The sequence below is a fragment of the Microbacterium sp. SZ1 genome, from assembly GCF_002362255.1.
Taxonomy (GTDB): domain Bacteria; phylum Actinomycetota; class Actinomycetes; order Actinomycetales; family Microbacteriaceae; genus Microbacterium.
Map to the genome: position 1 here is coordinate 1 of NZ_LPVV01000038.1, position 13,065 is coordinate 13,065.

7 protein-coding genes and 1 tRNA gene are annotated in these 13,065 nt (G+C 70.0%); 1 reads left to right on the forward strand and 7 read right to left on the reverse strand.

Annotated elements, in window-relative coordinates; all coding sequences use genetic code 11:
- The 5 genes from AUC47_RS11690 to AUC47_RS11710 form a co-directional block, all read right to left on the reverse strand.
- Positions 1-10,278: DUF7507 domain-containing protein (locus AUC47_RS11690; RefSeq protein WP_143740735.1), on the reverse strand; the 10,278-nt coding region annotated here is incomplete at its 3' end.
- Between the two features lie 166 nt (positions 10,279-10,444).
- Complete coding sequence (locus tag AUC47_RS11695) at positions 10,445-10,900, reverse strand: BLUF domain-containing protein (RefSeq protein ID WP_256999556.1); 456 nt, start codon at positions 10,898-10,900, stop codon at positions 10,445-10,447.
- A complete protein-coding gene (locus tag AUC47_RS11700; protein ID WP_179297606.1) occupies positions 10,897-11,148 on the reverse strand; it encodes a hypothetical protein in 252 nt (83 codons plus the stop codon). Before AUC47_RS11700 ends, AUC47_RS11695 begins: the two co-directional genes overlap by 4 nt.
- A gap of 4 nt (positions 11,149-11,152) precedes the next feature.
- Positions 11,153-11,407, reverse strand: coding sequence for a hypothetical protein (locus AUC47_RS11705; protein ID WP_096715368.1), 255 nt, complete (start codon positions 11,405-11,407; stop codon positions 11,153-11,155).
- Between the two features lie 93 nt (positions 11,408-11,500).
- Positions 11,501-11,839: a DUF7882 family protein gene (locus tag AUC47_RS11710; protein WP_096715731.1), complete on the reverse strand. Its 339-nt coding sequence runs from the start codon at positions 11,837-11,839 to the stop codon at positions 11,501-11,503.
- Positions 11,840-11,923: 84 nt separating this feature from the next.
- Between AUC47_RS11710 and AUC47_RS16565 the strand changes: the two genes are divergently transcribed.
- Positions 11,924-12,304 carry a hypothetical protein gene (locus AUC47_RS16565; RefSeq protein ID WP_143740736.1) on the forward strand — a complete coding sequence of 127 codons (381 nt, stop codon included), beginning with the start codon at positions 11,924-11,926 and terminating at the stop codon, positions 12,302-12,304.
- Between the two features lie 39 nt (positions 12,305-12,343).
- On the opposite strand, the gene AUC47_RS11720 is transcribed toward AUC47_RS16565, so the two are convergent.
- Positions 12,344-12,682: a DUF7882 family protein gene (locus AUC47_RS11720; RefSeq protein WP_096715370.1), complete on the reverse strand. Its 339-nt coding sequence runs from the start codon at positions 12,680-12,682 to the stop codon at positions 12,344-12,346.
- A 288-nt stretch (positions 12,683-12,970) separates the two neighbouring features.
- Positions 12,971-13,042, reverse strand: a tRNA-Val gene (locus AUC47_RS11725).
- Positions 13,043-13,065: the final 23 nt, after the last annotated feature.

Consider the following 13,065-nt stretch of genomic DNA (forward strand, 5'->3'; position numbering starts at 1 on the left):
ACCACCCACACCCAACACACCAGACTTCACCGCAGACAACGCGGCGCCGGGGGCGATCGGAACGGTGGCGGCGGCCGTGGCGGGCGCGAGAGTGCCGCGGACGGGGGTTCCGGTGACGGTGACCGCGTTCGAGACGGCGCCGGCGTCGACGTCGGACTGCAGGAGCGTGTAGGAGGCTGTCGCGGTCGCCGCGGCGCCGGGCGCGAGCACGCCGGGCCGGGCGGGATCCGGCCAGATGACGGCCAGCGGGCTCAGGCCGATCAGAGTGTCGTCGAAGGCGACCTCGCTCACGGTGACATCGCCGCTGTTGACGACGGAGAAGCGGAACTCCGCGGTGTCACCCGCGCGCCCGGTGGAACCCGGGGCGAGCGTGCCGCGCTTCGTGGCGGTCAGCGTCGGAGCCGCGTCGGCCAGCGGTGTGGTCGCCGTGGCGTCCACGGACGACACCTCCACGCCCCCGGGCGCGGTCCCGGACGCGCTGGCGACGTTCACCACCTCGCCCGCGTCGACATCGCTCTGCCTCACGGTGTACTGCGCCGAGGCCGTGACCTCGTCGCCGGGTGCCAGCACCCCGATCTCACCGCTCGGCCATTCGCCGAAGACGATCCCCGACAGGTCGCCGAGCTGGTCGGTGATGCCCGTGCCCGTGATCGTCGTGTTCCCGGCGTTGCGCACGGTGAACGTGTACGAGATCGAGTCGCCGAGCACGCCGGCGCCCGAGAGCTCATCAACCTTGGTCAGCTCGAGCGCAGGGGCACGGTCTTCGGTCGCGAGCGTGAGGGAATCGGATGCCGCGACCGGCGCGTCGGCAGGAGTGGAGCCCGTGACCGTGGCGGTGTTCGTGACGCCGCCCGCGTCCACGTCAGCCTGTGTCACCGTATAGGTCGCGGTCGCGGTGACCGCGCCTGCGGGCGGCAGGACTCCGGTCGCTCCCGCCCAGGCGCCGAACGTGATCTGCGACAGTCCCGGGAGGGGGTCGCTGAGGGCGATCGCGTCGATCGTCGCTGTGCCGCCGTTGGTCACCGTGAATGTGTATGTGACGACATCGCCCAGCGCAAGGTCGCCGTCGCGCGATGCGGTCTTGTCGAGCGTGAGACCCGCGGTCGACGAGATCGGCACGGTGGCGGGCGCCGCCGCAGTGACCACGGCGCCCGAGGGAGCCACGCCGCGACCGGTCACGACGCTGACGATGGATCCCGCGTCGACGTCCGCCTGCGTGAGGACGGTCGTGGCGGTCGCCGTCACCGAGGCGCCGGGTGCGAGCACGCCGGCCGGTCCGGTCCACTGATATACGGGAGCGCTCGTTCCCGCCAGGGCGTCGCTCAGGCTGGCGCCGGTGAGCGTGACGTTGCCCGTGTTGCGCAGAGTGTACGTCCAGGTGACGGTCGATCCCGCTGCAGAACCGGGCGGGAGCGAACCGCTGTCTGTGACTGCGACCGACGGAGCGGCGGCCTCGACCGGCACGATGCTCTGCGGCGAGGCGGTGGTGACCGGTCCGCCGGGCGCGCTGCCCGATGCCGTCGCGGTGTTGAGGACTCGCCCCGCATCGATGTGCTGCTGTGTGATGGCGAGCGTCGCGGTCGCTGTCGCCGTCTGCCCGGGGTCGAGCACTCCGTCGGCTTCGGGCCAGTCGACGTCGATCGTCGACAGCCCCGCCAGGGGGTCGGTGACGGTGATCCCGGTCACAGTGACGTTTCCGGTGTTGCCGACCGTGAACGCATAGGTGATCTGATCGCCGAGGCCGGCTTCGCCGGGGAGAGTGCTCCCCGCCTTCGTGAGACGCAGCTCGGCACGCTGGGCGCCCGTCGCGACATCGACGGAATCGGTGGCCGTCACCTCGTCGCCCGAGGGCGGCGCGCCGGAGGCGGTCACGGTGTTCGACACCGAGCCGGCGTTCACGTCGGCCTGCGTGATCTCGTACGTCGCGACGGCGGTCGCCTGGGCGCCCGGCGCCAGAACGCCGGGTATCGCAGCATCCGGCCAGGTGATCGTCGGCACCAGGCCGGGGATGCTCTCGGCGAGCTCGACGTCGGTGAGCGTGACGTTGCCCGTGTTGACGACGACGAAGTCGAACCGGATGTCGTCGCCGGCCTCACCGTCGTCGACGCCGTCTCCGAGCACCGCGCCGGTCTTCGAGACGGAGATCGACGGAGCGGCGGTGAGTGGGATCGTGACGTCGTCGGCCTCGGTGACGGTGGTCCCACCGGGCGCCGTGGCCGTGCCGTCGACGACGTTCGTCACGCTTCCGGCATCCACGTCCTCCTGCGTCAGCGTGTAGGACGCCGTCGCGGTGACGACCTGGTTCGGTGCGAGCACCCCGGCCTCAGCTGGCCACGAGTAGACGAGCGGCGATACACCAGGCTCGCGGTCGGTCAGCGCGACGCCCGTGAGCGTGACGTTGCCCACGTTGCGCAGCGTGAAGGAGTAGGACACGGTGTCCCCGGCGCGTGCCGTCGCGCCGCCGGGCAGCGTTCCCGTCTTGGTCACCTCGATGTCGGCCGACCGGGCGGCGGTCGGCGTCACGACGGTGTCGGACGGGTCGCTCACGGATGGACCGGTCGGCGGTGTGCCTGTCGAGGTGGCAGTGTTCGTCACGGATCCCGTGTCGAGGTCGGTCTGCGTGATGCGGTGGGTGGTCGTGGCCGTCACGGACTCGCCGGGCTGCAGCGTTCCGCTGGCGCTCGGCCACGGGCCGTAGGCGAGCGGGCTCAGCCCGGGAGCGGGGTCGGAGATCGCAACCCCGGTCAGCGTGACGTTCCCGGAGTTGGTCGCGCGGATCGTGTACGTGATGAGGTCGCCGAGCTGCCCGGCGCCGCTCACCGCGGCGGTCTTGGTCGTGAGGATGCCGGGCGCCGACGCCGCGGTCGGCAGCACCACCGTCTGCGAGGTCGCCGACACGGCCGCCCCGGTCGGCGGGCGTCCCGACACGGTCGCGGTGTCGGAGATCGAGCCGGCGTTCACATCGCTCTGGCGCACCTGGTACGTCGCGGTGGCCGTGACCGTCTGGTTCGGCGCGAGCGTGCCCGCCGCGCCCGATGGCCAGGTGCCATAGGAGATCGTCGAGAGACCGCTGTGCGGATCCGCGACCGCCACGCCCGTGAGGGTCACATTGCCCGCGTTGCGCACTGTGTACGTGTAGGTGATCGTGTCGCCGACGGCTCCAGAGCCGGACGTGTACGCACCGCTCTTCTGCAGGGAGAGGGCCGGTGCCGAGGTGAGCGGCACGGTCCCCGACCCGGTCGCGGTCGTCGCCGACCCCCTCGCGGGCGTTCCGGTCGCGGTGGCCGCGTTCGACACGGCCCCGGCGTCGACGTCGGTCTGACGCACCGTCGAGGTCGCCGTCGCGGTGACCGCGTCTCCGGGGGCCAGGATCCCGGCCGTGCCGGACGGCCACGCGCCGTACGTCAGGGCGCCGATGCCCGGGAGCGAGTCGGTCGCGCTCACGCCGGAGAGCGTGACGTTGCCGACGTTGCGGATCGTCACCGTCCAGGTGATGGTCTCACCGGCCACTCCCGTCGCACCGGCAGGCAGCGAACCGGACTTCACGACCACGAGCCGCGGGTCGCCCGCAGCCGTCGGTGTGGTGACGGTTCCCGAGGCCCCGGACACCGCGACACCGCTCGGCGACTGCGCGCTGCCCGTCGCGACGTTGACAACCGACCCGGCGTCGACATCGGCCTGGGTGATCGTATGGCTCGCACGGGCGACCACCTGGGCCCCGGGAGCGAGGGTGCCCGCATCCCCCGGCCACGTGTAGGTGAAGGGAGTCAGACCGACCAGCGGATCGCTGACGACCACGCTTCGCAGCGTGACGTTGCCCGAGTTCGTGACGCGGACGGTGTAGTCGATCACGTCGCCCACGGCACCGGTGCCGGAGACCGCGGCCGACTTCGTCGTCGTCAGCGCGGGCCCCGCGGCCACGGTCGACAGAGCGACGGTCGGCGAATCCGCGCCCACGGCCGGACCGCTCGGCGGCGTCCCCGTGACCCGAGCCGTGTTGCGCACGGTGCCGGCGTCCACGTCGGCCTGGGTGACGACGTACGTCGCCGTGCCGACGACCTGCTCCCCCGGCCCGAGCGTGCCAGCTGTCCCCGGCCACGCCAGAGCGATCGGGCTGAGACCCGCGTGCGGATCGGTCACTGCGACGGCTGTGAGCGTGACGTTGCCCGCGTTCCGTGCGGTGAAGGTGTAGGTGATCACGCTGCCCACGGCTCCGGTGCCCTGCGTATAGGCGCCGGTCTTGCCGAGGGTGAGGAGCGGACCTGCGGTGATCGGCAGTGTCGCCGCTGCGGTCGCCTCCACCGCGGCTCCGGTCGGGGGCGTGGCGCTCGCGGTAGCCGTGTTGGCGACGGACCCCGCGTCGACGTCCGACTGCGTGAGCGGCCTGGTCGCGCTCGCGGTCACGCTCTGACCGGGCTGCAGAGTGCCGACCGCTCCCGGCCACCCCGAATACGTGATGGTCGACAGGCCCGGCAGGGGGTCGGCCACGCCGACACCGGTCAGCGTGACGTTCCCCGCGTTCCGCACGGTGAAGCTGTATGTGACGACATCGCCCGCCCGCCCGGTGGCGCCCGGTGCGAGGCTGGCGGTCTTGTCGAGTGTCAGACGCGGCGCCGCCGTCGCGGTCGGGGTCACGAGCTCGTTCGAGGAGCCGTCGACGCCGACTCCGCCCGGCGCTGTCGCGGACGCGGCGGCGCGATTGCGCACCGACCCCGCGTTCACGTCGTTCTGGGTCAGGACATAGGTGGCCCTGGCGGTCGCCGCCTGCCCGGGGGCGAGCACGCCGGTCGCGCCGGGCCAGGCGATCGCGAGTGCCGACAAGCCTGGGAGCGAGTCGTTGATCGTCACGCCGGTGAGCGTCTGGTTGCCGGTGTTCTCGGCGCGGATCGTGTATGTCACGACATCGCCGACGCGGTTGCCTCCCGCGGTCGTCGCGCTCTTGCTGACCGTCAGTCCCGGCGCGGCGGCGCTGGTCGGCACCAGCGCTTCCGCCGACGTCGCGCTGACTACGGCGCCCGCGGGCGGGCGGCCGCTGACGCTCGCCGTGTTGCGCACCGACCCCGCGTCGACGTCAGCCTGACGGATCGTGTAGGTCGCGGACCCGGTCGCCGTCTGTCCTGGAGAGAGCGTGTTGGCCGGGCCCGGCCACGTGATCGTCGGCGTGCTGAGTCCGGCGAGCGTGTCGGTCAGGTTGATGCCGCTGAGCGTGACATTGCCCGAATTGCGGATCGTGAACGTGAAGGTCGCGGTGCTTCCGACGCCGCCGTCACCGGCCGTGATCGACCCCGCCTTCACGACCGAGATCGACGGTACTGCAGCGATCCGCACGGTGGAGGGCGCCGTGCCGCTGACTGCCGCTCCACGCGGAGGGACACCCGTGGCGGTGGCTGTGTTCGCGACCGCGCCCGCGTCGACGTCGGTCTGCCTGACGGTGTAGGTCGCGGTACCCGACACGCTCTGCCCCGGCTGCAGCGTTCCTGCCGCTCCCGTCCATCCGGTGAGCGTGATCGGCGCCGCACCGACCAACGGGTCCACGAGCGAGACGCCGGTCAGGGTGACGTTCCCGGCGTTACGCACTGTGAACGCGTAGCTGATCGTGTCACCCGCCGCCCCCGTGCCGCTCAGGGTGCCGGCCTTGGTGACCGCGAGCGCCGGCGCGATCGCCGCCGTCGGCGTCGTGACGGTGCCCGATCCGGCGCTCACGGTCGTCCCGCCACCCGAGCCGCTCGCGGTCGCGGTGTTCACGATCGACCCGGCGTTCACGTCCGCCTGGGTCACGGCGTAGGGAGCAGTGGCGACGACTGTCTGCCCGGGGGCGAGAGTGCCCGGGGCTGCAGGCCACTGGTACTGCAGCGCGCCGAGACCGGCGAGAGGGTCCGCGATGGCGACGCCCGTGAGCGTGACGTTTCCGGTGTTCGTGGCTCGGAATGTGTATGTGACGACACTGCCCACACCTCCCCCGCCGCCGGCGGCCGACTTCGTGGCGGAGATTGCAGGTGCCGCGGCGATCGTCGCCACCGAGACCTCGCCCGACGAGGCGGTGATGGCTGGACCGGTGGGCGGTGTGCCTGCGACCGTCGCCGTGTTCCGCGCCGCGCCGGCGTCGACGTCGGACTGACGGACGGTGTACGTCGCCGTCGCCGTGACGGTCTGGTTCGGCTGCAGAGTCCCGGCGGGGCCGGGCCACGTGTACGAGAGCGTCGAGAGTCCGGAGTGCGGGTCCGTGATGGCGACGCCGGTGAGGGTCACGTTCCCCGTATTGCGAGCGGTGAACGTGTAGGTGATCGTGCTGCCGACCGAGCCGTTGCCTGCGGTCACGGCGCCCGACTTGGAGATCACGATCCCGGGGGCGGAGGCGAGCGACACCGTCGCCGGTGCCGTACTCGTGACCGCTGTGCCGTTCGGCGGAGTGCCGGAGCCGGTCGCCGTGTTGCTCACGGCACCGGAGTTCACATCCGTCTGCGAGATCGTCGACGTGGCGGTCGCGGTGACCGTCTGTCCGGGCTGCAGGACGCCTGCGGTACCGCTCGGCCAGGTCCCGTAGGACGGCGCCGAGATCCCAGGCAGGGAGTCTGCGACCGCGACCCCCGTCAGGGTCACGTTTCCGGAGTTGCGGAGCGTGATCGACCAGACGATCGTGTCGCCCGCGCGGCCCGAGGAGCCGCTCTGCAGTGCTCCGGACTTCGTCGTCACGATCGCGGCGGACGCGGGCACGGTGTTCGTCGTGATCGTTCCCGAGGTGCTCGTCACCGGTGTCGTGCCATACGCGGACGTGGAGGAGGCGATGTTGCGGACGGAACCCGCGTTCACGTCCGCCTGTCGGATCGTGTACGTGGCGACGGCGGTCACGGCCTGCCCGGGTGCGAGTGTGCCCGCGGTGCCCGGCCACGTGTAAGTGAAGGCCGAGAGACCGGGCAGCGTGTCCGAGACGCTCACGCCGGTGAGTGTGACGTTGCCGGTGTTCGTCGTGCGCACCGTATAGGTGATGACGTCGCCGACGGCGGCGGTGCCGGACACCGTCGCCGACTTGGTGGTCGTGCTGGCCGGTGCGGCGGCCGCGGTCGTCACGCGGGTGGCCGGCGACGATCCGGTGACCGCCGCGCCTCCCGGTGTCCGGGCCGAGGCCGTGGCCGTGTTCGACACGGCACCCGCGTCGACATCCGCTTGCCTGATCGTGTAGGTCGCGCGCGCCTGCGCCGTCTGCCCCGGGGCGAGCGTGCCCGCCGTGCCCGGCCAGGTGTAGGTGATCGCCGAGAGACCGGGCAGCGGATCCGCGATCGCCACCTGACTGAGGGTCACGTTGCCGTTGTTCGTGGCGGAGAACGAGTAGGTGACGATGCTGCCCACTCCGCCGGTGCCCGAGGTGACCGTTCCCGACTTGAGCACGGTCAGCGCACCGGTCGGCGTCACCGGCAGGGTGAACGCCCGGGTCTGCGTGAGGCGCGCGCCGCTGGGCGGCAGCGCGGTCGCGGTCGCGGTGTTGGCCACCGATCCCGCGTCGACGTCCGACTGCTTGAGCGTGTAGGTGGCTGTCGCCGTGACCGCCTGCCCCGGTGCCAGCGTGCCGACCGGTCCGGGCCACGTGTAGGCGAGCGCGGACAGCCCGGCCAGCGGGTCGGAGATCGCCGCCTCGGTGAGCGTCACGTTCCCGCTGTTCGCGAGACGGAAGGTGTAGGTGACGACGTCGCCCGCGCGGCCGGTGCTGCCCGGCGCGAGGGCGCCGGTCTTCGTGAGCGTGACGGCCGGAGCGGATGCCGCGGTCGAGACGACCGACTGGCTGCTCGGCATCGTCAGCGTGGCACCGGCAGGCGTGCGAGCAGTGCTCGTGGCGGTGTTGCGCACGGCGCCCGCGTCGACGTCGGCCTGCGTGATCGTATACGTCGCGGTGGCGGTGACCGCTTGGCCGGGGGCGAGGGTACCGGCCGTGCCCGGCCAGCTGTACGCGAGTGCCGAGAGCCCGGCGAGCGGGTCGGTGATGGCGACGGACGTCAGTGTCGTGTTGCCGGTGTTGCGGGCGGTGAAGCTGTAGGTGATGGTGCTGCCGACGCCCCCGGCCCCCTGGGTGACGGAGCCCGACTTCGTCGTCGAGAGTCCCGGTGCCGATGCGACGGTGGGGACGGAGGTCTGGGCCGACGATCCCGAGACCGTGGTGCCGTTCGGCGTGCGAGCGGAGGCGGTGGCGGTGTTTCGGACGCTTCCCGCATCCACATCCGCTTGGGTGATGGTGTAGAAAGCGGTGGCGGTGGCGGACTGACCGACCGGCAGGCTCCCTGGGGTCGAGGTCGGCCAGGTGATGACCGGTGGCGACAGTCCGGGCAGCGGGTCGACCAGTGACGCGTTCGCGAGTGTGACATTCCCGGTGTTACGGATCGTGAACGTGTAGTTGATGCGGTCGCCGACGCGACCCGTCGACCCGCTCGCGAGCGCGCCCGTCTTCGTCACGGTCACGGCGCCCGCCGCTGCGATAGGGGTGACGCGGTTCGCCGATCCGGACGGACGCACTCCCCCGTCGTCGTCTGCGGCACTCACCGTCGCGGTGTTCGCGACCGATCCGGCATCCACGTCCGTCTGCTTCAGCGTGTACGTCGCCGTCGCCGTGACCGACTGTCCCGGGGTGAGGATTCCGGTCGTGCCCGGCCACGCGCCGAAGGTGATCGGGGAGAGCCCGACGAGCGGGTCGGTGATCACGATGTCGCGCAGGGTCGACTGACCCGTGTTCGTGACCGTGAAGGTGTAGACGACGACGTCGCCCGCGCGGCCCGTGCCGCCGGCGGCGAGAGCGCTCGTCTTGGTCAGGCTGATGGCGCTGAGCAGCACAGTGGTGCTGTCGCTGTCCTGCGCGAGGAAGTCGCCGACGGCCGTCCGCGCCGTGGCTTCGGCGGTCGAGACGTATCCCGTCGACGACGGTGCCGTCGCAGTGCAGGTGTACGTCGTCGTCTGCAGAGGAGCGAGAGTGAGGGTTCCGAGGTTCCTGGCGCAGTTCGCCTGGTCGTCGGTCACGACGATGTTCCGCAGGGTTCCGGCGCCGGTGTTCGTGATGCGGATCGTGAACGTCGCGAGCTCGCCGGCCGTGCGCGATTGGGTGTCGAGGGTCCCGTCGTACGTCTTCACGACCTGCAGCCCGGCCGTCGGCACCGACAGCATGGCGTTGCGCAGCAGGTACGAGTCGCCAGAGGTTCCGAGCCGCAGGTTCACGGTCGAGTCGCCCGCCACGACATTGGTCAGGGGTGCTGTCGCGACGTCGACGCTCTGGTTGGTGAACGCCGTGCCCGCCGTCCCCGTGTATCTCACCGACCCGATGGCGCGGGAGATCCCGATGTTCCCGGTGGCGCCGGCCGCGTTGGGGATCTCGGTGTACGTCGTCGATCCGCCGCGGGAGTACGAGGCGGCATCGCCCGTGATGTTCCGGTCACCTTCGAAGAGGGTGAACCCGGCGCGCGTGCCCGCCGCGACCGCGGTGAAGCCGTTGAACGCGACGGTCAGATCGGCGTCGTTGGCGCCCTGACGCACGTGGCCCTCGTAGTAGATGATGTTGTGCGGCACCGAGGCGGGGTTGTCGGGGATGAAGGTCCCGTAGTCGTAGACGACGTTGATCGACCAGCCCGCGTAGCAGCCGGCGCCGGTCGGAGTCCAGATGTTGCCAGCAGAGATGGTGATCTCCGAGCCGGTCGTCACCGAGGCGAAGGCCGAGGTCACATCGGCGCTGGCCGAGTAGTAGAGCGCTGTGGCCTGCGACGCCGGGTCCTGGAGCATGCTCTGCGGTGCCACCTCGATGATCCCGCCGCCGCCGACCTTGAACTGCACGGCTCTGGTCGTGTAGCCGGTCGCGCTTCCCGCGGGCATGGTCGCGACGCCGCGTGCCGCCGAGTACTGCGAGCAGAGACGGCGGGTGTCGCCGGTGTACACGCCCGTGTTGGCGCTCCACGTGAGGAAGGCTTTGACGACCGTCGCACCAGAGGGGACCGTGATGGTCGCGCTGCTCGAGTTCGATGTGAAGCCCGCGACCGAGTTGTTCTGGGTCATGACGAAGTTGTCGTTGACGTTCTGGGCGTTGGTGCTCGACGCCGCGTGCAGATCGGCGCAGGTGCCGTTCGTGGTGGCCGTCGTCGCCGAGCAGGCGAGCACGCCGTTGCCGGCCATGATGAAGTCGCCGTTGACGTTGGCCTGGTAGTTCGGGGAGGTGCCCGAGTTGGTCCCCCATTGGACGACGGCGGCTTCGGCCGTCTGCGCCGTGCCGAGGGTGAGCCCGGCCACGATGACCGCGATGGCGGTCGTCATCGCGACGATCGACCGCCGCAGGCGACGCCGACCACTCCCCCTGACCACGACTACGACCCCCCTCAGAGTCCGCCGGCCACCCTCCCGTGGACCGACGTGATAGCTAGGTTAGGCGAATTCTCAGGTGGTGACAATGGTGCGCATGTGACCCGTGTTGTCGATGCACCTACGCGCCGACGGATGCCGCGCTGCGCACTCGGAACCAGAGCGTGAGCTCCGCCAGAGCGCGACGAGCAGTGTCCTCGTCGGAGTCGGCGTCGAGGTCCGAGAAGGAATCCCGATACCCTTCCGGCGCGACCTCCCCGGATCCTCGGAGTGCGCGGTACCCCATCGTCCAATCGGGGAAGCGCCGCTGCGGCACGCGTTCCTCGAGCAGCACGCGCATGTCGTGATGACGCGGATCGCGTCGGATGCGGTCTGTCAGCGCCCGCACGGTCTCGGCGACCCCTTCCAGCACCTGGATGAACCGGCCGCTGCGATAGAGCAGCATCCCGGTCACACCCGTTTCCGCGTTGTTCTCCCGGCATTCCTCGAGCAGCTGCTCGAGCGCCGTCTCACGGAACGGCTGCGACGCGCTGCTGGTGTAGACGAGCGACAGCACGTCGCCGTGGTGCCCCGTCACGAGGCCGTCCCCTGCAGGTCGTCACCGGCGAGGATGCCGTCGAGGTCGAGGCGTTCCGCCCGCGCGGCGACCGCCGCGGTCGCCTCCGAGAGAGTGACGAAGTCGCCGAGCTGCTCGGAGCGGGCGTCGAAGGCACGGAACTCTCCGCTCGGCTGCCGATCCACGTAACCCAGGAAGTCGCCTCCGCGACTGCCGACATGGAAGCCCTCTTCGACGCACGCCCACAGGACGTCCGAAGACGCGGTCATGCGTTCACCAATCCCAATCGTTGTTCGGATACGACAGCGGCTCGTACTCGGCCGGCGACCGCTGATCAGTTTCGACGGACACGACCACGCGGGTGGTCGAATGGATGAGCACGCTCACCAGATCGTCGCCGTCGGAGAGATCGACGAAAGCGGGAGGCGACGCCGCCGCCGCTTCGATCTGCGACATCACGTGGACGAGATCGCGCTCGCCGCTGAGAATGAAGTCCCGGCCGTCGATCTCGACGTGCGTCAGCTTCATGTGCGCTACCTCCCCGTCGTTGCTCAGCCACGTTACGTCGGGATTGATGGCGGACGAGAGGGGCTTGCAGGATGCGGAAGCGCGCTGTAGGGCTTACGACGCCTCGGCGACCTCGAGACCGCCTTGCGGCGGCGTCTCGGCGGGCTCGGGTACGAGACGGAGGCCGCCCGGACTGTTGGCGGTGATGGCGAGTGCGTCGATCCATGAACGATTGATCGACGGCTGCCGGCTGCCGAAGTACTTGAAGGCGAGCGCGCTGCCGGCGTGCACCCAGACCGTGATGCGACCGCCGCCGAGACTCGACTCGTTCGCCCAGCTGAAGGCGAACGGTTCGCCCCGCCGAAGTTTGGCCGTCATGACGAGTTGCAGGTGCGTGAGCGCGCGGTCCTCGATGTCGACCTTCTCGTCACCCTCGTATATGAGACGTCCCACGATGTCACGACCCTCGTCTGCCACGGAACCTGTTTGACGAGGCACGATCGGGTGATCGCTCGGTGGTGAGCACAAGCATCGCACATGTTCGACCGAGTTCAGCTATCCCCGCGACGTCCTCGCCACGGTGTACCACGACCTCATACTGAACTGAAGATCTGTTCACTCTTCAACGGCGCCGTTATCGTGTGGGCCATGACGGAGTATTTCGATATTCAGCGCCTCCTCGCGGAATCGCCGGAATTCGCGATTCCGATGCGAGGCCTTGAGGCACTCGTCACCAAGGTCAGGGACGACCGGTGGCATGTTTCGATCGACGACGTGAGGATCGGATCGTTCGGGGCGCGTTCGGAGGGCCGTGCGCTCTTCTTCGCCTCGGAGATCCCGAGCGAGCCGGAGGTCACGAACTGGGTGAGCGACGACATCACGACGCTCATCGAACGAATGCTCGATCTGCGGGAGTGAGGTGGCTACGGCGTCTTCGACGCCGATCCGCCCGGACGGTCAGCGAACGGCAGCGTCCAGGTCCTGCTCGAGCTTCGTTCCCTCGGTCGGTTCAGGGGTCAGGTAGAGGCCCGATGGCGCGTTGGCGGTGAAAGCGAGGGCGTCGACCCAAGCGCGGTTGATCGACGGCTGCCGTCCGCCGGTGTATCTGAACACCATGCTCGAGCCGGCGTGGACCCACACCGTGACGCGACCGCCGCCGATGCTCGCGTCTTCCTTCCACGTGAACGAGAACGGTTCTCCACGACGCAGTTTCGCGGTCATGACGAGCTGCAGGTGCGTGAGGGCGCGGTCGTCGATGTCGACCTTCGGTCCGCCCTCGTAGATGAACTTGCCCATGGGGCACTTCCTCTGCTCTGGCTTCTCCACCGAAACCTGTGCCAAGAGGCGCGACCCGAATGGCCGCTCCGTGGGGATGAGTCCACGTTTACACGCTTCGAAGCAGTGCGCCACCCCCACCTTCGTCTATATGGGCGGGCACCGATTAGACGAACGGACCCCGCTGAACTGCCCGATTGCCGCAGCGGGGTCCGCCCGTCCCCATGCAGACATGATCCCACCGCCCCGTCGAGTTCGCATCACCGTCGCAGCAAGAAAAAACCCCCGGCTGAACCGGGGGTTTGTCTGTGCGCGATACTGGGATCGAACCAGTGACCTCTTCCGTGTCAGGGAAGCGCGCTACCGCTGCGCCAATCGCGCCCGTGTGGGCTATTCAGTTTCAG